The organism is Microbacterium sp. IEGM 1404 (genome assembly GCF_030056775.1).
GTDB lineage: Bacteria > Actinomycetota > Actinomycetes > Actinomycetales > Microbacteriaceae > Microbacterium.
This window is the reverse complement of record NZ_JASHKP010000003.1, coordinates 155,489-175,840: the sequence shown is the minus strand read 5'-3', so window position 1 is coordinate 175,840 and position 20,352 is coordinate 155,489. Positions and strand designations below refer to the sequence as shown.

20 protein-coding genes are annotated in these 20,352 nt (G+C 68.8%); 7 read left to right on the top strand and 13 right to left on the bottom strand.

All coding sequences use genetic code 11. The features are described 5' to 3' along the window. Positions 1-6: 6 nt before the first annotated feature. From rplB to QM517_RS11405, 10 genes are all read right to left on the bottom strand, one after another. The gene (gene rplB, locus QM517_RS11450; protein WP_077049578.1) at positions 7-846 is read right to left on the bottom strand and encodes a 50S ribosomal protein L2; all 840 of its coding nucleotides are present in this window, start codon (positions 844-846) and stop codon (positions 7-9) included. Positions 847-870: 24 nt separating this feature from the next. Next, entirely contained in the window at positions 871-1,170 is a 300-nt protein-coding gene (gene rplW / locus QM517_RS11445) for a 50S ribosomal protein L23 (RefSeq protein WP_022878259.1), read from the bottom strand. Next, a complete protein-coding gene (gene rplD, locus QM517_RS11440) occupies positions 1,167-1,829 on the bottom strand; it encodes a 50S ribosomal protein L4 (RefSeq protein WP_077049579.1) in 663 nt (220 codons plus the stop codon). Before rplD ends, rplW begins: the two co-directional genes overlap by 4 nt. A gap of 4 nt (positions 1,830-1,833) precedes the next feature. Further along, the gene (gene rplC, locus QM517_RS11435; protein WP_022878261.1) at positions 1,834-2,493 is read right to left on the bottom strand and encodes a 50S ribosomal protein L3; all 660 of its coding nucleotides are present in this window, start codon (positions 2,491-2,493) and stop codon (positions 1,834-1,836) included. Positions 2,494-2,501: 8 nt separating this feature from the next. Next, positions 2,502-2,810, bottom strand: coding sequence for a 30S ribosomal protein S10 (rpsJ, locus tag QM517_RS11430; protein ID WP_013584016.1), 309 nt, complete (start codon positions 2,808-2,810; stop codon positions 2,502-2,504). Between the two features lie 438 nt (positions 2,811-3,248). Further along, on the bottom strand, positions 3,249-3,464 hold the full coding sequence (locus QM517_RS11425) for a hypothetical protein (protein ID WP_077049581.1): 216 nt from the start codon (positions 3,462-3,464) through the stop codon (positions 3,249-3,251). Positions 3,465-3,613: 149 nt separating this feature from the next. Beyond that, positions 3,614-4,237, bottom strand: a complete 624-nt coding sequence (locus QM517_RS11420) for a hypothetical protein (protein WP_077049582.1) — start codon at positions 4,235-4,237, stop codon at positions 3,614-3,616. 162 nt (positions 4,238-4,399) lie between these two features. Continuing rightward, positions 4,400-5,128, bottom strand: a complete 729-nt coding sequence (locus tag QM517_RS18675; RefSeq protein WP_077049583.1) for a helix-turn-helix domain-containing protein — start codon at positions 5,126-5,128, stop codon at positions 4,400-4,402. 263 nt (positions 5,129-5,391) lie between these two features. Continuing rightward, on the bottom strand, positions 5,392-7,389 hold the full coding sequence (locus QM517_RS11410; RefSeq protein WP_283287524.1) for an acyltransferase family protein: 1,998 nt from the start codon (positions 7,387-7,389) through the stop codon (positions 5,392-5,394). 105 nt (positions 7,390-7,494) lie between these two features. Then, on the bottom strand, positions 7,495-8,484 hold the full coding sequence (locus QM517_RS11405) for a hypothetical protein (RefSeq protein ID WP_283287523.1): 990 nt from the start codon (positions 8,482-8,484) through the stop codon (positions 7,495-7,497). Between the two features lie 534 nt (positions 8,485-9,018). Here QM517_RS11405 and QM517_RS11400 point away from each other — a divergent pair. The 7 genes from QM517_RS11400 to QM517_RS11370 all read left to right on the top strand — a co-directional run bounded on the left by QM517_RS11400 (position 9,019) and on the right by QM517_RS11370 (position 16,519). Beyond that, a complete protein-coding gene (locus QM517_RS11400) occupies positions 9,019-10,443 on the top strand; it encodes a polysaccharide biosynthesis tyrosine autokinase (protein ID WP_077049586.1) in 1,425 nt (474 codons plus the stop codon). Then, the gene (locus QM517_RS11395; RefSeq protein ID WP_283287522.1) at positions 10,440-11,024 is read left to right on the top strand and encodes an arsenate reductase/protein-tyrosine-phosphatase family protein; all 585 of its coding nucleotides are present in this window, start codon (positions 10,440-10,442) and stop codon (positions 11,022-11,024) included. Before QM517_RS11400 ends, QM517_RS11395 begins: the two co-directional genes overlap by 4 nt. Before the next feature lie 185 nt (positions 11,025-11,209). Beyond that, positions 11,210-12,211 carry a GDP-mannose 4,6-dehydratase gene (locus QM517_RS11390; RefSeq protein WP_283287521.1) on the top strand — a complete coding sequence of 334 codons (1,002 nt, stop codon included), beginning with the start codon at positions 11,210-11,212 and terminating at the stop codon, positions 12,209-12,211. Further along, the gene (locus QM517_RS11385; RefSeq protein ID WP_283287520.1) at positions 12,208-13,125 is read left to right on the top strand and encodes an NAD-dependent epimerase/dehydratase family protein; all 918 of its coding nucleotides are present in this window, start codon (positions 12,208-12,210) and stop codon (positions 13,123-13,125) included. The genes QM517_RS11390 and QM517_RS11385 overlap by 4 nt, the downstream gene beginning before the upstream one ends. Before the next feature lie 36 nt (positions 13,126-13,161). Beyond that, positions 13,162-14,316 carry a glycosyltransferase gene (locus QM517_RS11380; RefSeq protein WP_283287519.1) on the top strand — a complete coding sequence of 385 codons (1,155 nt, stop codon included), beginning with the start codon at positions 13,162-13,164 and terminating at the stop codon, positions 14,314-14,316. Then, the gene (locus QM517_RS11375) at positions 14,313-15,482 is read left to right on the top strand and encodes a glycosyltransferase family 4 protein (RefSeq protein WP_283287518.1); all 1,170 of its coding nucleotides are present in this window, start codon (positions 14,313-14,315) and stop codon (positions 15,480-15,482) included. The genes QM517_RS11380 and QM517_RS11375 overlap by 4 nt, the downstream gene beginning before the upstream one ends. After that, the gene (locus tag QM517_RS11370; RefSeq protein ID WP_283287517.1) at positions 15,479-16,519 is read left to right on the top strand and encodes a glycosyltransferase family 4 protein; all 1,041 of its coding nucleotides are present in this window, start codon (positions 15,479-15,481) and stop codon (positions 16,517-16,519) included. Before QM517_RS11375 ends, QM517_RS11370 begins: the two co-directional genes overlap by 4 nt. A gap of 24 nt (positions 16,520-16,543) precedes the next feature. Here QM517_RS11370 and QM517_RS11365 read toward each other — a convergent pair whose 3' ends face one another. Genes QM517_RS11365 through QM517_RS11355 form a run of 3 tightly spaced genes read right to left on the bottom strand, consistent with a single transcriptional unit; the run spans position 16,544 to position 20,350 of the window. Then, a complete protein-coding gene (locus QM517_RS11365; protein WP_077049592.1) occupies positions 16,544-17,851 on the bottom strand; it encodes an O-antigen ligase family protein in 1,308 nt (435 codons plus the stop codon). Then, positions 17,848-19,296, bottom strand: a complete 1,449-nt coding sequence (locus QM517_RS11360; RefSeq protein ID WP_160897641.1) for a lipopolysaccharide biosynthesis protein — start codon at positions 19,294-19,296, stop codon at positions 17,848-17,850. Before QM517_RS11360 ends, QM517_RS11365 begins: the two co-directional genes overlap by 4 nt. Then, positions 19,286-20,350 (bottom strand): hypothetical protein, encoded by a 1,065-nt coding sequence (locus QM517_RS11355; protein WP_077049594.1) that lies wholly within the window; start codon positions 20,348-20,350, stop codon positions 19,286-19,288. The genes QM517_RS11360 and QM517_RS11355 overlap by 11 nt, the downstream gene beginning before the upstream one ends. Between the last annotated feature and the right edge of the window lie 2 nt (positions 20,351-20,352).

Below are 20,352 nucleotides of genomic sequence, written 5' to 3'. Positions count from 1 at the left end.
CTACTCCTACTTACGCTTCTTGCCGGCGGTGCGACGGCGGACGATCAGCTTGTCGCTTTCCTTGTTCGCGTGGCGGGTACGGCCTTCGGCCTTACCCCACGGCGAAACGGGGTGACGACCACCGGACGTCTTGCCCTCACCACCACCGTGCGGGTGGTCGACCGGGTTCATGGCGACACCACGGACGGTGGGACGGACACCCTTCCAGCGCTTGCGGCCGGCCTTGCCCCAGTTGATGTTCGACTGCTCGGCGTTGCCGACCTCGCCGATCGTGGCGCGGCAGCGCACGTCGACGTTGCGGATCTCGCCCGAGGGCAGACGCAGCTGGGCGTAGGGGCCGTCCTTGGCGACCAGGCGCACGGAGGCGCCGGCCGAACGGGCCATCTTCGCTCCTCCCCCGGGACGGAGCTCGATCGCGTGGATCACCGTACCGGTGGGGATGTTGCGCAGCGGCAGGTTGTTGCCGGGCTTGATGTCGGCGCCGGCACCGGACTCGATGACGTCGCCCTGCTGCAGCTTGTTGGGGGCGAGGATGTACCGCTTCTCGCCGTCCTTGTAGTGCAGGAGCGCGATGCGCGCGGTGCGGTTGGGGTCGTACTCGATGTGAGCGACCTTGGCGTCGATGCCGTCCTTGTCGTTACGACGGAAGTCGATCAGACGGTACTGGCGCTTGTGACCGCCACCGATGTGACGCGTCGTGATGCGGCCCTGGTTGTTGCGGCCACCGGTCTTCGACAGCGGGCGCAGCAGCGACTTCTCAGGCGTCGATCGGGTGATCTCGGCGAAGTCGGCCACCGACGAGCCGCGGCGACCGGGCGTCGTGGGCTTGTACTTGCGAATAGCCATTGTTCTTGTCCTCTATCCCGACCGTCAGCCGACTGCCGTGAAGATGTCGATGGTGCCCGACTTGAGGCTGACGATCGCGCGCTTGGTGTCCTTGCGCTTGCCGATGCCGAAGCGGGTGCGACGGGCCTTGCCCACGCGGTTGATCGTGTTGACCGAAGCCACCTTGACGCCGAAGATCTTCTCGATCGCGAGCTTGATCTCGGTCTTCGAGGCGCGGGGGTCCACGAGGAACGTGTACTTGCCCTCGTCGATGAGCGAGTAGCTCTTCTCGGAGACGACCGGCTTCAGGATGATGTCGCGCGGGTCCTTGTTGACGGCGGTCATGCCGAGACCTCCTCGGTGGCGCCGGACTTCGACGTGACGAACGCGTCGTAGGCGGCCTTGGTGAAGACGATGTCGTCGGAGACGAGCACGTCGTAGGCGTTCAGCTGGCCGTAGGTCAGCACGTGGACGTACGCGAGGTTGCGCACGCTCTTGACCGTCAGCTCGTCGTCGCGGTCGATGACCACGAGGACGTTCTTGACGGCGCCGAAAGCGGTCAGGACCGCGGCAGCGGCCTTGGTCGACGGAGCACCCTCGATGCCGAACGACTCCACGACGTGGAGACGCTCGCCACGAGCACGGTCGCTCAGCGCGCCCAGCAGGGCTGCGGCGATCATCTTCTTAGGGGTGCGCTGGCCGTAGTCACGGGGCTTCGGGCCGTGGACGATGCCACCACCGGTCATGTGCGGCGCGCGGATCGAGCCCTGACGGGCGTTACCCGTGCCCTTCTGCTTGAAGGGCTTGCGACCGGCACCGGAGACCTCGCCACGACGCTTGGTCGAGTGCGTGCCCTGACGGGCGGCGGCGCGCTGGGCGACGACGACCTGGTGGATCAGCGGGATGTTCGTCTTGACGTCGAAGATCGCGGCGGGCAGCTCCACGGAGCCGGCCTTCTTGCCGTCGGACTTGCGAACGTCGAGCGCGAGAGTCGAGTCAGCCATGAGATCAGGCACCCTTCACTGCGTTGCGGACGTAGACGATGCGGCCACGGGCACCGGGGACGGCGCCCTTGACGAGCAGCAGACCCTTCTCGGCGTCGACGGCGTGCACCGTGAGGTTGAGGACGGTCACGCGCTCGCCACCCATACGGCCGGCCATGCGCATGCCCTTGAAGACGCGGCTCGGGGTCGACGAGGCGCCGATCGAGCCGGGCTTGCGGTGGTTGCGGTGCGCACCGTGCGAAGCGGAGACACCCTTGAAGTTGTGACGCTTCATGACACCGGCGGTGCCCTTGCCCTTGCTGGTGCCGACGACGTCGACCAGCTGGCCGGCCTCGAACAGGCCGTCCACGGTGAGCTCCTGACCGAGCGAGTAGTCAGCGGCATCCGCGGTGCGAACCTCGGTGAGGTGACGACGCGGGGTGACGCCCGCGGCCTCGAAGTGGGCCGTCAGGGGCTTGTTCACCTTGCGGGGGTCGATCTGGCCGTAGCCGATCTGAACGGCGTTGTAGCCGTCCTTCTCGACCGAGCGGAGCTGGGTCACGACGTTCGGGGCGACCTCGATGACGGTGACGGGAACGAGCTTGCCGTTCTCGTCCCACACCTGGGTCATGCCGAGCTTGGTGCCGAGGAGGCCCTTGGAGATCTTGGAGTTGATGTCAGCCATGTCGAACCTCAGAGCTTGATCTCGATGTTGACATCGGCCGGGAGGTCGAGGCGCATCAGCGAGTCGACGGCCTTGGGCGTCGGGTCGATGATGTCGATGAGGCGCTTGTGGGTGCGCATCTCGAAGTGCTCGCGGCTGTCCTTGTACTTGTGGGGCGACCGGATGACGCACACGACGTTCTTCTCGGTCGGCAGGGGGACCGGGCCCACCACGGTGGCACCGGCACGGGTCACGGTGTCGACGATCTTGCGCGCGGACGAGTCCAGTCCGGCGTGGTCGTACGACTTCAGGCGAATGCGGATCTTCTGTCCCGCCATTGTCTGCTCACTCTCTTTCTCGCGTCTTACCCGACCAAGGGCATCGGACGCACGGTGGCGCTTTCGCGCCCTGGCACTTCCCCTCGCTCGCGCGAGAGATGCTGCACCGCTGTTCAGCTGTCAAACCGGATGCCATGGCATCCGGCCCGCCCCCCGCACGCAGGCGTGCGGATCCCGGGAAGGATGAGGGGTTCGGTGTGCGTTCTGCTGCCCGCGGCCCAGGACCCTGCGCTTCCGCGCCGCCTGTGCACTGCCCTGGCAGTGATCCTGGCGCGCGCCGAGCGCACGCCGGAATGTGGAACCTGGTTAGTCTACGGGGCTCCCGGGCGTGTCGCAAACCCGGGCGTGTCGCGTGCGGCATATCCTCAGCCCCCGGTCGGGAACGCGACGGCGCCGCCCCCGATTCCCGGGAGCGGCGCCGCGCAGAGCAGGGTGCGGTCAGGCGTTGCCGATGTTCTTGTCGACGTTCGCCCGCACCTCGTCGACCTTGGCGTGCTGCTCAGCGGGGACGACCTTCTTGATGGCGTCCGCGGCCCCGTCGAGGAGCTTGTCGCTGACCTCTTCGGCCTTCTCGCTCTTGAGCGCCTCCTCGATCTTCTCGCGGTTCTCCTCGAACAGCTGCTTGCCCTTGTTGATGATGTCGTCGACGCCCATGGCGGCTCCCCTCGTTCGGGCGGACCTGATTCTCCGCTGGTGGGCCCATTGTGCCGACTGAGGGAGAGGGAGGGAAGTCTCCCACCCCACGACATCGCCCCCTCCCGAACGAACCGGGAGGGGGCGATGGCGGGAGAGACGGAGTCGACTCAACCGGCGGGGAAGTTGGAGGACGAACCCACCAGGGCGCCGCTGTTGACATGTTCGGCGCCGAAGGCGACGGCGGCCTGGATCGGGTTGGACTTGGTGGGTCGGCCCGGTCCGGTAGTGCCCGGCACGAACGTGCCCGAGTAGATGGCTCCGGGCAGCAGGACGGTGGTGTCAGAGGTCACGGTGATCGACGGGGCCTCGAACTCGACGAACCACTCCGCATCGTCGTCCGAGATGTTGAGGCCGGTGACGACCCACGCCGTGCCGGAGTAGCTGATCGTCTCCCCCAGAACGAAGCTGGAGCCGTCGGGCTTGGTGAGCGTGGCCGTGCTCCAGGGCCCGCGGAGGCGGTAGACACCCGTGAACTTGCCCGAATCCCACGAACCGCTGACGTTGGTGATGCTGCCGCCGGAGCCGGTCAGCGACCCGGATGCCGTACCCGCGGACTGGTTGGCGGAGATGTTGCTGCCGACGAAGGCGTTGGTGCGGGCGGTGCCCGGGCTCGCCGACGCCAGCGGCGCGGCGACCGCCACGGCGATGACGGGCGTGGCCCACGCGGCCGTCTTGATGACGGCGCGGCGGCTGAGCCCGGCGCCGACCGACGGGATGTTCTCGGTGGTCATGTTCCCCCCTAGGGTTCGGTGATGCACACGGCACGATCGGGTGCGTCGAGTGCGAACTAAGGTGATGTTTTCCAGTACCGCGGGTGATTTCGCGAAGAGCGTCCGGATCTGGCGCGCCGAGTATGGAAGTTGTCGCGCAGGAGCGGAACGGGCCCTGACGCGTCAGCGTCGGCGCGCCGCCGCGCGGACCGCCGCCGGCGAAGGAAGACCCTCGGCGGCGAAGGCACGGGCGAGACTCGATCCGTTCGCGAGCCCGCAGGCGTGCGCCACTCGCTCGATCGTCAACGACCGGTAGACGGGGTCTTCCAGCAGCGATGTGGCGTGCGCGACGCGCGCGGCACGGATGCTGCGGTCCATCGTCGTGTCGTGCGCGGCGAACTGGCGCTGGAGGGATCGGAGCGACGTGTTGAGCTCCGCAGCGACGGCTGCAGGCGTCAGATCCGGATCCCCGACCCGCGCCGCGATGATCGACAGCGCCGCCGAGTAACCCTCGCCGATCGTTCGGCTCTGCTCACCGCGCAACGAAGCGACGACGACCCCGACGAGCATCTCCTGCAGCAGGCGCTCCGTGTAGTACAAAGTCAGGCCCGTCTGCCGACGGTCCGCCGTCGCGCAGACCCAGGCGAAGGTGAGGAACGGCCAGAAGAGCGCGGACCCGACGTCGACGGCGAGCGCTCCGACACCCTCGAGTCCGATCCCCTGCAGCACCTGCTCCGGGAAGGCCATGGTCACGTAGGCCCGCGCGGGAAGCAGAGACGGCATCGCATCGCGGTCCGACACGACGAGCGCCACGCAGCTCCGCTGCTCGTGCAGGCCTCCCTGGGCCGACGGGGGCCGGTCGAGGGAGACCACCATCCAGGCTTCGCCCTCGCGCGCGTCGAAAACGGGCACGCCGGGTCGCGGGTCGTTGTAGGCACGTACCCGCACACTGCCGAAGGGCGTCGCCGACGGCGAATACCCGTGCTGTGTCGTCGACAAAAGACGCTCACTCCACGCATCACTGAGGTCGCGACGACGTGTTCGGGAGCACGTGCCGCGGCGCCGGCTTCGGGTGCCGGCTTACGCTCATGCAAGCGCACGAAACGATGCTCTGGGCGCGTTTCACCCCGAACCTCACCCTCCAGCGACGAGTGTTCGTGCGCCGGGAGGTGCGATCAGTCGGTGGGGAACGCCTCGCCCCGCTCGGTGGCGGCGACGAACTGCGCCAGGCGCGAGACCTGCGTCATCGTCCACATCTCCGATAGGTGGGACTGATCCTGGTAGATCGGAACGCCGGAGGTGTCCACCGCTCGGCACACGTCGCCGGTGCAGATCGCGTCGTCCGTGGAGAAGACCGACGCCACGGACTCGTCCGCGATCGCCTCCTGCGTCGCCTCGTCGAACGTGCGGATCAACTCGTGCGCGCTGTCCCAGTCGGACTCGCACTCCGACTGGGAGCCGTGGAGAGTCGACAGGCAGGCAGTCGGGTTGAACAGCATGCGCGGGTTGTCGCGGACGACCCCCACCTGCGCCCCGAGGCCGCGAGCCCACTCGATCTGCTTCCCGAGGGCGTCGCGCCAGCGCTCCTGCTGGTCGCTCAGAGCGAGGTGCTCGCCGTTCGCTCCCCGGATGCGGCCGTCATAGGCGTTCGCGTTGGAGATGATGACCGCGTCGGGACGGACGGCATCCAGGATCTTCGTCGTCTGCGCGCGGTAGGGCTCGCACTGGGGATCCTTCACACCCTGCAGGTCGGTCACCGGCACGTCCATCGACGGGCAGGAGCTCAGCCAGCGGAAGACCAGACGGTATCCGGCCTGTTCTGCCAGCGCCTCGGCCGCGCCACGCCAGTGGCCGGCGTGCGAGTCTCCGATCACGGCGATCGTCTTCTCTCCCGACGGGTCTCCGAGGATGCAGGCGTCGACCGAGCCGAATGTCTCGACCGTGCCACCGGAGCAGTCGCGCGCCGGCAGGGTCTCGGCGGCCTTCGCGTACGTGCGCATCGGTTCGGTCCGCAACATCGCCGAGCCCGCCGCGAAAACCCCGAACGCCACGACGACCGTCGCCACGGTGGCCGCGAGTCCGACGAAATAGGTCCGACGGACGGAGGCGGCCAGGAACGGCCGGAAGCGCAGCGGCTGCTCGATGAACGAGTAGCTGAGGGCTGCCACGCCGAGCGAGAGGACCGCGGCGACGGCCATCGCCGGCGCCGAACCGGGGAACAGCTCCTTGGCGAACACGATCAGCGGCCAGTGCCAGAGATACCAGGAGTAGGAGACATTGCCGATCCACACCGCCGGCCGACTCTCCAGTGCGGGCGCGAGAGCGGAACGGGCTCCGCCGCCGGCCACGATGAGGAGCATCGTCCCCACGAAGGGCACGAGGGCGAGGTAACCCGGGTACGCGTCGGCTTCGGACAGGAACACGAAACCGGCGACGAGCACGGCGACGCCCGTGAGACCGACGACCGTGGCCACGACCCGACTCCGGATGACCGCCGTCACCGGGAGGAGCGCCAGCAGACCCGCGCCGGCGAACTCCCACGCCCGGGTCGGGAGGAGGTAGAAGGCCGCGTTCGGGCTCACCGGCGTCAGGAACACCGACAGAGCGAGCGAACCCACGAAGACGATCGAGAACGCCACGGCGAGGACCGACCGCAGCGTGAACCGCCGAGCCGCGATCCAGATGCCGGCGATCAAGATAAGGGGCCAGACGACGTAGAACTGTTCCTCGACGCCGAGCGACCACATATGGAGGAACGGGCTCAACCCGCTCCCGGTGTCGAAGTAGTTGGTGGACTCCCGCCAGAACAGGATGTTCGCAACGTAGAAGACCGAAGCCGCCCCCTGCAGCGCGAGGGAATCCCACCCGAGGACGGAGCCGACGAGCGCCCCGACCACGAGGGTGAACACGACCGTCACGACCAGCGCCGGAACCAGACGACGGATGCGTTTCGCCCAGAACAGCCCGAGTGCGATACGACCGGTCTTCTCCGCCTCGCGGAGAAGAATGGTGGTGATCAGGAAACCGCTGATCACATAAAACACGTCGACGCCGATGAATCCACCGGGAATTACCGTCGCTCCCGCGTGGAATGCGACGACCGGGATGATCGCCAATGAGCGCATTCCGGTGATATCGCGCCGATACCAAGCCCCCGCGGCGTTTTCAGACATGATTCTCCTCGTGCGCCGCGAACCTCCGTGAGGGCGACAGTAAAGAACACTGGTTAACAGCGTGTTTCCCCGGTGGGAAGAACCGTCGCAAACGGACGGCCAAAATCACGGGGTCGCCGTGTCTCCGGGCTGCGGCGTGCTGCTCGAGGTCGGGCTCGGCTCAGCCGTGGCGGGGTCGGTCGGCGCGGACGTCGACGGATCGGTGGTGCCGGTGCCGCCGGAATCCGCGGGAGTGGTCGGCGACGGCGTCCCCACGGAGGGCGTGCGGGAGGGGACGCGCCCCGACTGCTGGTCGAGGACGCGGGTGTTCTCGGCCGTGAGCGCGTCGACGGCCGCGACGAAGGCTGCCATCTCGGTCAGGCCGTCTGCACCGGTCTGCTGCGCGGCACGGACCTCGCTCGCCGCATCGATCACGGCGAGACGGAAGCTCTCGCCCGCGGCGTCCTCGCTCTGCACGACACTCTGAGCCGCCGTCTCGATCGACGCACCCAGATCGCGCAGGCGCGCCCGGAGGTCATCGAGCGCCGACGTCACCCCGGAACGACTCGTGCGGACCTGGGCGATGAGGGCGGGCAGGGCGTCGCGTTCGCGACGCACCTCGTCGAGCGCGTGCCCCACCGCCTGCAGGGACTGCTCATCCACGGCGCCGCGCTGGTAGTCGGGTACGACGACGGTCGGCACGGAGGCGACTGTCGAATCGAGCGTCGTGCGAGCGGAATCCGCCGCGTCCAGCGGCGCGTCCTCGACGCGCCCCCGTAGGGAAGGCAACACGCCTGCCGCCGACTGCGACACCGCCTGAGCATCCTCGATCACCGCCGTGAGAAGGTCGCTCGAAGTCTGCAGACCCTTGATCTCGTTGCGCAGCTCCGCCTCGCGCTCACGCAGGCCGTCCATCGCTTCCACGGCGGGATTCGCCGTTGCGCGCTGGACCAGGGCGAAAGTCGTGGTCCCCGCCAGCATCGCCACGGCGGCGATCGCGACAACGATGCTGAACGCTCCCACCGACCCTCCGCGGCCCCCGCGGGGGAACCGGGGTCGACGACCGGCCTCGGCGAGTTCGGGGGCCATCCAGCCGCGGTCGTCACTGCGCGGCATCGCGGCGCCTACCAGATCCGCGAGCTCCGTCCCCGCCTTCGGTGACGGCGTCGACCTCCCGCCCCGATCCGAGAGCCCCGCGGTCGACGACGGCCGGACGCTGCGCGTCGAGTCGCCCGATCCGACGAGCGCTCGGAGGTCCGAGCCGCTCGGCGTGTCCGGCGTGTCCGACGTGTTCGCCTCGGCTCCCCGCACGGCTTCCCCGGGCCCCACGAGGGCTCGGAGATCGGCATCTCGCGGAGAGGGAGACCCGCTCGTCGATGCCGCCGCGGGACCCACCAATGCGCGGAGGTCGTCACCGCTGCGCCCGGAAGGAACCTTCCTTTCGCGCGCGAAAGGGTCGTCGGACGAGTCTGTTTTGCGGTCCATGTGTGGGGGTCTCCAGGACGCTGCTCTCGGGTGCGCGGGTGAGATGTCGTATGGTGTCGGTGGGTGCCTCAGGCAGCGGAACGTCTTTGGAAGAATACCTCGGGCCGCTTCTCGTGCAATCTGTTCGAGTCTCCCGCGGCACGTAAATCGGCGAACGGACGAGGCTTGGAACTGCGCGACTATCTCCGAATCCTGCATCGGAATTGGATTCTCGTTCTTGCATTGACCGTCCTGGGTGGGGCGGGTGCGTTCGGATGGTCTCTCCTGCAGACCCCGACGTACGAGGCGAGCACCCAGCTCTACGTCTCCGTACGGTCCGACAGCGCGGGGGTCAGCGAGCTCGCTCAGGGCACGACGTTCGCCCGGCAGGCCGTGGTGAGCTTCGTGGATGTCGTGGACAGTGCTCTGGTGCTGGATCGCGTCATCAACGACCTCGACCTGGACACGACGGCCCAGCAGCTCGCACAGTCGGTTCAGGCCTCCTCGCCGACCGACTCCGTGATCATCTCCGTCAAGGTGACCGACACCGACGCTGAGAAAGCGGCATCCATCGCGAATTCGATCGGCACGAACTTCGCCGACGTCGTGGTGAACCGTCTGGAGAAGCCGGAGGGCGACACGGCCAGCCTGGTGCGCGTCGAAACCATCGAACCCGCGCTGGTGCCGGTCTCGCCGTCGTCCCCGCGTGTCCCGCTCAACGTGGTCCTCGGTGTGGTCCTCGGCCTCGCTCTCGGACTCGGTATCGCGATCCTGCGGTCCGTCCTCGACACCCGGATCCACTCGCTGCACGACATCGAAGCGGCGACGGCCGCACCGGTCCTGGGAGGAATCGCCCTCGACCCGGATGCCAAGAAGCGCCCGCTCATCGTGCACGCGGATCCGCGCAACCCGCGCGCCGAGTCGTTCCGCAGCCTGCGGACCAACCTGCAGTTCATCGATGTCGACGGGGACACGCGCTCGTTCGTCGTCTCCAGCGCCGGGCCGGGTGAAGGCAAGTCGACCACGACCGCGAACCTGGCGATCGCCCTCGCCGAGACGGGTGCCCGGGTGGCTCTCGTCGACGGCGACCTGCGCCTTCCCCGCGTCGCGGATTACATGGGCATCGAGGGCGGAGTCGGGCTCACCGACGTCCTCATCGGCCGCGCAGAGCTCGTCGACGTCCTGCAGCAGTGGGGAACCGGCAAACTCTTCGTACTGCCGTCCGGTCGGACGCCCCCCAATCCCTCTGAGCTCCTCGGAAGCCAGGCCATGCAGCGGACGCTCGAGGCCTTGGCGTCGGCCTTCGACTACGTCTTGATCGACGCCCCGCCGCTGCTGCTCGTGACCGACGCGGCCGTGGTCTCGCGGTTCACCAGCGGCGTGCTCATGGTGGCGGCGTCAGGCACGACCAAGAAGCCGCAGCTCACCGCGGCGGTCGAGAAGCTCGACGCCATCGGGTCGCGCCTCTTCGGCGTGATCGTGACCATGCTCCCCTCCCGTGGACCGGACAGCTACTCCTACGGGTCGTACTCGTACGCCGAGACGGCATCCGCGGACTCGCGGAGCAAGACCCGGTCCGCGCGCAGCCGACGGAAGCCCGACGAAGAGTGACGTTCACGATCCTCACGGTCTGCACCGGCAACATCTGCCGCTCCCCCGTGGCCGAACTGCTGCTGGCGCGCGGACTCGCCGGATTCCCCGACGTCGCCGTGGAAAGCGCCGGCACCGGTGCGCTCGTCGGCGCGGGAATACCCGAGCCCGCACTGCGCCTGCTGAGCGCCGACGGTGTCGACGGCGCCGGTCATCACTCCCGGCAGCTGACCCCCGCGCTCGTCCGCGAAGCCGACCTCGTGCTCGCCATGGCCCGGGAGCACCGGCGGGCGGTCGTCGAGCTGGTGCCCGCGGCGACGCGACGCACCTTCACGGTGCGGGAGCTGGCGCGGGTCGCGGAATCCCTCCGTGAAGAACCCGGGCCCCGGATCGAGGCGGACGACGAGTCGGCGCGGATGCGCGCGGCCGTCCTCCATGCGGCGGGTGTTCGGGGAATGATCCCCCAACCGGATGATCCGCGCGATCTGGACGTCATCGACCCCTATCGCCAGTCGGACGAAGTGTTCCGCGAATCCTTCGCCCAGCTGACGCCCGCCGTGGCGAGCGTCATCGCCTTTCTTTCCCGGTCAGCCGGGAAATGACGAAACGTGCGGTTCACCTGAGCGTGACGTGACCGCACAGCGCACCTGTTACTGTTCCACCGAGTCGGGTCGACGGGGGCACGCGTTGATCAACGAGAGCGAATCGCTTCGCACATCGGGATGATGCGGACCTCCCCGCGAAATGACGCCCGGATCCGAACCTGCTATTTCCTTGGAGATCCTCAATGACAACTCCCCGCCGCGCGCTGGTCACAGGCATCACGGGCCAGGACGGAGGGCACCTCGCCGAGCTTCTGCACGCGAAGGGGTACGAAGTCTTCGGTCTGATCCGTGGGCAGAACAACCCGCGCAAGGAGGCGACCGTCGCCGAGTTCCCCTATGTGACGCTCATCGAGGGCGACCTGATCGACCCCACCTCGCTGGTGCGCGCGGTCGAGGTGAGCGACGCGGACGAGGTGTACAACCTGGCCGCGGTCAGCCACGTGGGGTACTCCTTCAAGAACCCCACGCTGACGGCCGACGTGACCGCCAAGGGCGTCCTCAACGTCCTCGAAGCCGTCCGCATCACCGGTCGCGCCGAGCGTACCAAGGTCTACCAGGCGTCGACCTCCGAGATGTTCGGCGGGCTCGACTACAACCGTCCCGGCGCCGGCTACAACGAGAACTCGCTGTTCCACCCGCGCAGCCCCTACGGCGTCGCGAAGCTGTACGGCCACTGGATCGCGAAGAACTACCGCGAGAGCTACGGGATGTTCGTATCCTGCGGCATCCTGTTCAACCACGAGGGCGAGCGTCGCGGCGTCGAGTTCGTGACGCGGAAGATCACCCACGCCGTGGCCCGCATCAAGCTCGGCCTGCAGCCGAACATCGAGCTCGGCGACCTGTGGCCCAAGCGAGACTGGGGCTACGCCGGCGACTACGTCGAGGGCATGTGGCGGATGCTGCAGCACGAAACCCCCGACGACTTCGTCCTCGCGACCGGAGAGACCCACTCCATCGAGGAGTTCCTCACCCTGGCGTTCGCCGAGATCGGCATCGACGACTGGCGCCCGTACGTGGTGCAGAACCCGGCCTTCCTGCGTCCCGCCGAGGTCGACATCCTGCTCGGCGACCCCTCGAAGGCGGAGAACGAGCTCGGGTGGCGTCGCGAAGTCGACTTCCCCGGACTGGTGAAGCTCATGGTCGCCCACGACCTGGCCGAACAGGGCCGCTTGCAGAACCGATGACGCGGACGCTCGTCGTCACGGGAGCCAACGGCTTCGTCGGCTCCCACGTCGTCGCGCTCGCCGCGCAGCGGGGCCTGTCGGTGTGGGCGGTCGGGCGTGAAGCGCAGCCGACCGCCGCCGTCGCCGCCCACGCAGACCGGTACTTCTCCGCCGACCTCGCCGAGGGCTGGCCCGTGGACGGCGACGTCGATGCGGTCGTGCACCTCGCGGGACTCGCCGCCGTCGGACCGTCTTTCGCGCAGCCTCAGCGGTACATCGAGATCAACAGCCGGATCATGACGAATCTCGGCGAGAGCGTCCTGGCCTCGGAGACACGTCCGCGGCTCATCGTGGTCAGTTCGGGCGCCGTCTACAAGCCCACGCCCTCCGGCACCGTCGACGAGGGGAGCGACACGTTCGCGTCGAGCCCGTACGTCGTCGCGAAGCTGCTCGTCGAGCAGCAGTGCCGTTACTACGCGGGGCGCGGCCTGGACGTGGTGGCGGCGCGACCGTTCAACCACATCGGCCCGGGGCAGAGCCGGGGATTCATCGTCCCCGACCTCACGGCCGCGGTGCGGACGGCGACGGACGACGCCCCTGTCCGCGTGGGCAATCTCGCCGCCCGCCGTGATTACACGGATGTCCGCGACGTGGCATCCGCGTACCTCACCCTGGCCACGGCCCCCTCGCACGCGCACGACCTCTACAACATCTCCACCGGCACGTCCCAGAGCGGCGAGGACCTCCTCCGGGTCATCGGGGAGACCCTGCATCGGGACGACTTCCGGGTGGAGATCGACCCCGCGCGGATGCGTCCGAACGACCCTCCCCGCATCGCCGGAGACTCCTCCCGCCTCCGCGAGGAGTTCGGGTGGGCTCCCACCATCGCGTGGGAGGACTCCGTGCGGGAGTACATCGCCTCCGCCGCCGCCTGACATCCGCTCGCACGCGCCCACTCCGAGGAGCCCTCCGTGACCACACACCAGTCGGACGAGACCGTGGACGTGGCCATCGCCCACGACTATCTGACCCAGCGCGGCGGCGCTGAGAAGGTCGTGCTGGCTCTGCAGCGGGCATTCCCGTCCGCTCCGATCTACACGACGCTGTACGAGGCGTCGACGACGTACCCCGAGTTCGCCGACTCGCGGATCATCACGTCGCCGTTGAACGCGGTGGGCCCGTTGCGGCGCTCGCACCGCCTCGCGCTGCCGTTCCTGGCATGGGCGGCGAGCCGCATGCGCGTGCGCGCGAAGCACACGATCGTGAGTTCGAGCGGGTGGGCGCACGGATTCCCCGCGACCGGATCGAAGATCGTCTACTGCTACTCCCCCGCCCGATGGCTGTACCAGCGCGACGCCTACATGGGCTCCTCGGGCCTCTCGCCGCGCCGGATCGTCCTCGACGTCCTCTCGCCGTTCCTGAAGCGCTGGGACCGGCGCGCCTCGACGACCGCGACGACCTACTTCGCCATCTCCACGGTCGTCCAGCAGCGCATCAAGGAGACCTACGGCCTGGATGCCGAGGTACTCCCCGCTCCGCACACGGTGGACACGAGCATCGCCGAAGAGCCCGTCCCCCTGCCCGACGCCATCGCCGCGGAACCTTTCTTCCTCTGCATCTCCCGGCTCCTCCCCTACAAGAACGTGGATGTCGTCATCGAGGCGTTCAACGAGCTCGGGCTGCCGCTCGTCGTCGTGGGTGCCGGCCCCGAGGAGCGCCGGCTGGCCGGTCTGCGCGGCGACAACGTCGCCATGGTGAAGGACCTCACGGACGGTCAGATCGCGTGGCTCTACGCGCGGTGCCGCGCGGTGGTGTCGGCCAGCTTCGAAGACTTCGGCCTGACCCCCATCGAGGGCGCCGTCCACGGGAAACCTTCGATCGTCCTGCGCTGGGGCGGATTCCTCGACACCATCGACGAGGGCACGACCGGGGTCTACTTCGATTCCCCCGACGCCGCGGCCGTCATCGAGGCAGTGCGGGGATTCGAGACGCGGAGCTGGGACGAGGACGCGATCAAGAACCACGCGCAGCGCTTCACCGAAGAGCACTTCGCGGCTCGGTTGCGCGAGGAGATCGCCCGGATCGACGCGCTCTCCGCAGGCGGTCAGGACCGGGCGAGCTCATGACGGCTGAGCGGGCATCGGCCCCCCTTCGCGTCGTGTTCGCCGACCACTCCAGTGAGCGCGGAGGTGCGGAGTTCGCCCTCGTCCGCCTGCTGCAGACCGACCAACCGTGGTCGCCCGCCGTGGTGCTGCCCCCGGTGACGGACGGCACCGACGTCTTCACCGAGTCCCTCGGGTCCCGCGTCCCCATCGAGCACGTCGGACCGCGACACGTCGCCCGACGGCAGGGAGGCTCAAGAGCGGTCGCCGCCGCCCGTCTCGCGCTGAAGATCGTGGCATCCGGGGTGTCCCTTGCCCGACTCCGCGCAGTGCGAGACGCCGACGTCCTCGTGGCCAACACCACCCGGGCCGCCGTCTACGTGGCCCTCGCCGGTGCGCTCACGCGGACGCCGTTCGTCGTGCACATCCGAGACCTCATGACCCCGGATGCCATCGGAGGGACCGCGACGCGGCTGATGCGCCGCTTCGTCCTGCCTCGGGCGGCGGGTGTCATCGCGAACTCCCGCGCGTCGCTCGAGACCGTCCGCCCGTACCTCCGGACGGAAGTCGTCGAAGTGATCCCGAGCCCCTCCGGCTTGCACCCCGTCGACCCGGCGGCGCTGAGCGTCCCGGACCCGGTGACGCGCATCGGCCTGGTGGCGCGCATCGACCCCTGGAAGGGTCAGGAGCTGCTGCTGCGCGCTTTCGCCACCGCCTGTCCCGATGCGGGCGCGTCACTCGTCTTCTTCGGCGGACCGTCGTTCGGACACGAGGATTTCCTTTCCGACCTCGCCGCGCTCGCGGTCAGCCTGGGTGTCGCCGATCGCGTGGAGTTCGCGGGACACCGGGCCGACGTCGACGCAGCCATCGCGAGTCTCGACATCTGCGTCCAGTGCTCGCTCCGACCCGAACCGCTCGGACAGAACGTCCTGCAGTACCTCGCCGCCGGGAAGCCGACCATCGTCTCGGGCGAAGGCGGACCGTCCGAGTGGGTCACGGACGGCGAGAACGGTCTCGTCTTCACCCCCCGGGATGCGGACGCGCTCGCCTCGGCCATCCGTTCCCTCGTCGAGGACCTCGCCCTCCGTCGCCGGCTCGCCTCCGGCGCCGCAGCGACCCCCTCCCTCCTGTCGGACCAGCAGGTCGGCGAACGGATCTTCTCCGTCGCGGAACGGAGCGCATCGACATGACCCGGATCTGCTTCATCGCCGCACCTCTCATCGCCCGCAGCGGTGTCTACAACTCCACGGTGGAACTCGTCCGAGCCGGCCGGAAGGCCGGGTTGGAGTGGACGGCCGTGCTCGGGGTCTCCACCAAGGCCGGGGGATCGCCCCTCGTCGAGGAGGGGATCCGGGAGTTCGCACGGGAACCATCGGGGCTGGGCGGTGTGCGCCGTCTGAGCAGCGATCTGAGCGAGCTCCCCGAGGTCGCTGCGGCCGACCTCCGCGTCAGCATGGTCCCGCAGACGGACATGGCTCTGAGCCTCCGCAGCGCGCCGTGGGTGGCGTATCTGCGCGGTCTCCCCTGGCCCGCTCCGACCGAGGCCTCCGCACTCAAGACCGCCGCCTGGCGCACGCTCGAGCTGGCGGCGCTGCGGCGCGCCCGTGAGGTGTGGGCCACGACGCCGACGCTCGCCGACGATGTCGGCGCTGCCGTGGATCGTCTCGTTCCGCCCGGGCTCGTTCCGCCCCGGGCCCCGTCCGCGAAGGCGAGCACCGGGGACGTCGTGTGGGCGGCGCGGTTCTCGCGCGACAAGAACCCGTCGCTGTTCCTGGACGCGCTTCGTGGTACGCCCGTGCAGGGCGTGATGTACGGATCGGGGCCGCTCGAGGAGCAGGTCGGCGCCGAGGTCCCCACCAACGTCCGGATGGGCGGTTGGCGGTCGCGCGAGGAGGTGTGGGCGTCGGCCCGGGTCTACGTCGGCACGTCCACGCGCGAGGCCTTCGGCCGCAGCGCCGTCGAAGCCGCCATGCTCGGCATCCCTGTCGTGATGTCACGGGCGTTCGGCTGCGCGGAGATGATCTACACCGACGAGACCCTGTCGCGGCAGTTGGTCCTCGACCCCGCCGACGTCCCTGCATGGACCGCCGCCATCACCCGCCTCACGGCCGACGAGGCGTTCTACACCGCGGTCGCTGCGCACGCGCAGTCCAACGCGCAACGCCTCACGGTCGAGTCGGCGGTGGACAACGTGCGAACCGCCGCCGAAGCCGTCCTGCACCGCTGAGAGTGCCGCAGCGCCCGTCGGGGGTCAGTTCCAGCGCCCGGCGGACGTCCCGCGCAGCGCGGGCCGCGACGGACCGGGCGCGGGCGCGGCGATCTTCTTCACTCCGGATTGGCAGGCGACGGCGAGCAGGAGCGGAAGCCAGTAGGACTGCTGGTCGTAGAACGCCGAGGTGGCCGCGAACACGACGATCCCCATCATGAGCCCGGCCGGCACAGCCTCCGTCTTCGTCCGGATCGCCTGGATCAGCAGGCGCAGGTAGCCGACCGTCGCGAACACCTGCCACATGAAGAAGAAGAGTCCGCCGCGGTACCAGGCGTGCAGGATGTAATTGTGGACCGGCGTGTAGCCGTTGTAGGTGCCCGCGTTCGTGGCATCCATGCCGACACCGATGAGGGGATTGGCACTGATGAAGCGCCACGCCCACTCGTAGGTGAGGATGCGCGTGCTCACCGACGCCGCACCACCGTCGACCTCGGCCGTTCCGAGGACGACCTCGACCCGGGTCGTGATGGGCGAGAGCGCTCCGAAGGGATCGAGACCACCGGCGCCGGCGAAGATCGCGACGAGGGTGCCGCCCAGCACGATGGTCACGAACGTCGCGACCAGACGCCGCTTGACCGCCAGGATCACGACGAGCCCGGTCGTGGCGGCGAGCATCGAGCTCAGGCTGCCGCTGAAGACCAGCGCGAGTCCGTTCAAGCCGAGCAGCGCGACGACGAGCACCTTCGCCCCGCGCCGCGCGCGCGGGAGGGCGGCCAGCAGGCCGAGGATCGAGATGACGCCCATGATGCCCAGGACGTTCGGGTGTCCGGCGAGACCCGTGATGCGCCCGAAGATGAGTTTCGTCTCGAAAGGGGTGCCGCCGAGCAACTGCCACATGCCCATGGCGGCGGAGAAGGATTGCGCGGCCACGAACGCGGCGCCGACCACCCACAGGAAGGCACGGCTGTTCAGGACGTAGTAGCGAAGGACGAACGGCGCCAATCCGACCATCAGGGCGAGCGGGATGGCCACCTGCAGGCTCGAGTTGACGTTGGTCGTCGTCCCCGAGAGAAGACCACCCAGCGGGATCAGCACGAGCGCGGAGATCCACACGAAGGGGAACGGCGGCCGCGCCACCCGCCCTCCGATGACGCACAGCGCCAGGAGGATGATGACACCCCACGAGACGCGGGAGGAAACGGTCGCGTCGGTGAGGAGGAAGCGGTCCAGCGGCAGGAGCGCTGCGATCACGCTGAACAGCAGGATGCCGACGATGTGGCGGCGCCTCCGGGGCGCCGGCTCGAGGGGCGTCGACGGACGGTTGCCCGCCCGGGGAACCGTGGATGTCATCGGCGCCTCCGTGCCAACGTGAGAACTTCCCGAACCTGGCTGCGGTAGATCGGCACAGCGAACAGCAGCACGGCGAGATAGACGGCGGATGCCGCGAGACCGACGGCGATGACGACGACGGGCTGATCCAGCAGCGAGGTTACCAGAAGGCCGATCCCGGCGATCGGAACGCCCACCGACAGGACGATCGCCAACGCCGAGACGATGAGGCCACCGGTGGGGGTGTCCGTCGCACGCGCCGCCCAGAGCATCTGCGCGATCCAGAAGATCGCGTAGCCCGCGCTGACACCCCACGCGACACCGATGAGGCCGAAGGGCAGGCCCGCGAGGATGCCGACGATGATGACCGGCTGCGCGACGAGGTAGAAGCGGAACTGCCGTCCCGCGTGCCCCTTCGAGAGGAAGAGCCAGTACGGCACCTGCCCCATCGCGCGGAAGACGCCGGAGATCGCCAGCACCTGGAGCACGGGGGCGGCGGGCAGCCAGGTCTCGCCGAGGACGACCCGCACGAGCGGTTCGGCCATGCCGACGATCGTTCCGTAGCAGACGGCCGCGAGCCCGACGCTGAAGAACTGCCCGGCCCGCAGGAACCGACCGAACGCGCGCGCGTCGTCCTGGACGCGCGAGAGGATCGGCACGGCAACCCGCGACATGGGTGCCGTCAGCTGGGTGAGCGGGAGGACCGTGATCTGGTAGGCGCGGTTGTACCATCCCAGCGGCGTGCTGCCCACGGTGAGACCGAGCGCGACGGTGTCGAGGTTCTTCGAGAGATAGGCCAGAGTCTGGGTGCCCGCGAGCGCCCCGCCGAAACGGAGGAAGCGGCGGATGGACGTCCTCCGGAAGTAGCCCCGCGGCCACCACCGGGCGAAGACGAGGTCCAGGAGCAGTCCGCCGACCGCGATGACCAGCGCCTGCACGACGAGCGCGCCGTAGCCACCGATGCTGACGGCCCAGACGATCGCGGCGGCCAGACCCGCCGCTTGCGGCAGCGCCTCGGTGAAGCCGAGCGTCATGAAGCGCAGATCGCGGTTGATCTGCGCCTTGAACTGGGTCGCGATGCCGTTGATGAGGAACGTGAACGCCAACGCATGGGTGATGCCGACCAGCTCGTCGCGTCCGTACAGTGCGGCGATGGGTTCGGCCAGCAGGTAGGCGACGGTGGTGAGGACGGCGCCGATCAGGGTGTTCGCCCAGAAGAGATTCGACTTCTCCTCCGCGGAGACCGTCTTGGCCTGGACGCTCGCCATCGACAGTCCCATGTCGCGCAGCAACTCGCCGATCCCGATGAGGGCGGTCACCATCGCGACGAGACCGTAGTCGGCCGGGTCCAGAAGCCTCGCCAGGATGACGATGCTCAGAGCCAGCAGCACGAGCCGCACGCCCTGCCAGAGGATGGTGGCCCCCGCGCCTCCGAGCGCTGACCGGCCGAGACTCTTAGTCGCCATTCTCGACCCCGGTCGGGGCACCCATGGCATCCCGAGCCACGTCGTCGATGCGTCGCACCGCTGCGGCCAGCAGGCGCCGTGCCTCCGGACCGCGCTCGAGCGCGCTGGTGATCACCGCGTCGACCGTGTCGGCGTCGCCGTCGGACACCGGAACGGAAACGTCGGAGTATCCGATCGCATCGAAGTGGCGTCCGATCTTGTAGTTCGGCCCGAGCGAGAGCGCAAGGGGCACGGCTCCCTCCGTCATGGCCACGATCAGTACGTGCAGGCGGTCGCTGAGCACGATCGCGGAGCGTCGGTAGACGTCGCGGAGCAGACGCTCCTGTTCCCCGTGGCTACGACCGTCGGGCCAGTCGACCAGCTCGGCGTCGAGGGCCTCGGCCAGCTCGCGCGACCGCGGCGAGTCGCGCCCCACCTGGGTCACGACGACGACGTCGAGGCCCCGGGCGCGGGCCGCGTCGCCGATCGCGGCGACGAGCGCGGGCGTGAATGCGGGCTTGTCGGACCGGTAGGACAGCACCAGGAGATTGCGGCCCTCCACCTCGGTCGAACCGCGCTCGGCGAAGCCCCAATCCGGCATGACCTCACCCAGACGGAACCTCGCGTAGGTGTCGGCGTCCCTCCACGCGACGACGTTGCTGAGCCGGAACAGCGCGCGGTAGATCGGCGTCAGACGCGGTTCGGGGCTGCGTTGCCCCAGACCGAGCCGCAGCACCCTTCCGCGTTGCAGACGGATGGCGATGGCAGCCGGCACCATGCGCAGCTGCGCCAGCAGGTACCGGCGTCCGAGGATGAGCTCGCCCGGCTTGTCGACGAACCAGGTCCCGCGGCCGCGGCGGATCGACGCCCACAGCGCAGAACGCCAGGCCCCTTTGTCGTGATAGACGACGTCGGAATCGGACAGCTCCAGGGCCGTCACGAACTCCTCCGAGGCGGCCCCGAGGAAGATGTGCAGCGGTCCGCGGGTGCGGAGCTGGTCGAACATGGTGCGGCGCAGGACCACATCGCCGATGTTGTCCTCCTGTCCGGAACCCAGAACGAAGATCGTTGTCATGC

Coding starts and splice junctions, on each gene's coding strand:
- rplW (WP_022878259.1), bottom strand. CDS start 1,170: ATGACCGCCGTCAACAAGGACCCGCGCGACATCATCCTGAAGCCGGTC.
- rpsJ (WP_013584016.1), bottom strand. CDS start 2,810: ATGGCGGGACAGAAGATCCGCATTCGCCTGAAGTCGTACGACCACGCC.
- rplD (WP_077049579.1), bottom strand. CDS start 1,829: ATGGCTGACTCGACTCTCGCGCTCGACGTTCGCAAGTCCGACGGCAAG.
- QM517_RS11405 (WP_283287523.1), bottom strand. CDS start 8,484: ATGCCGCGCAGTGACGACCGCGGCTGGATGGCCCCCGAACTCGCCGAG.
- QM517_RS11370 (WP_283287517.1), top strand. CDS start 15,479: ATGACCCGGATCTGCTTCATCGCCGCACCTCTCATCGCCCGCAGCGGT.
- QM517_RS11385 (WP_283287520.1), top strand. CDS start 12,208: ATGACGCGGACGCTCGTCGTCACGGGAGCCAACGGCTTCGTCGGCTCC.
- QM517_RS11365 (WP_077049592.1), bottom strand. CDS start 17,851: ATGACATCCACGGTTCCCCGGGCGGGCAACCGTCCGTCGACGCCCCTC.
- QM517_RS11410 (WP_283287524.1), bottom strand. CDS start 7,389: ATGTCTGAAAACGCCGCGGGGGCTTGGTATCGGCGCGATATCACCGGA.
- QM517_RS11425 (WP_077049581.1), bottom strand. CDS start 3,464: ATGGGCGTCGACGACATCATCAACAAGGGCAAGCAGCTGTTCGAGGAG.
- QM517_RS11360 (WP_160897641.1), bottom strand. CDS start 19,296: ATGGCGACTAAGAGTCTCGGCCGGTCAGCGCTCGGAGGCGCGGGGGCC.
- QM517_RS11390 (WP_283287521.1), top strand. CDS start 11,210: ATGACAACTCCCCGCCGCGCGCTGGTCACAGGCATCACGGGCCAGGAC.
- rplB (WP_077049578.1), bottom strand. CDS start 846: ATGGCTATTCGCAAGTACAAGCCCACGACGCCCGGTCGCCGCGGCTCG.
- rplC (WP_022878261.1), bottom strand. CDS start 2,493: ATGGCTGACATCAACTCCAAGATCTCCAAGGGCCTCCTCGGCACCAAG.
- QM517_RS11375 (WP_283287518.1), top strand. CDS start 14,313: ATGACGGCTGAGCGGGCATCGGCCCCCCTTCGCGTCGTGTTCGCCGAC.
- QM517_RS11420 (WP_077049582.1), bottom strand. CDS start 4,237: ATGACCACCGAGAACATCCCGTCGGTCGGCGCCGGGCTCAGCCGCCGC.
- QM517_RS11355 (WP_077049594.1), bottom strand. CDS start 20,350: ATGACAACGATCTTCGTTCTGGGTTCCGGACAGGAGGACAACATCGGC.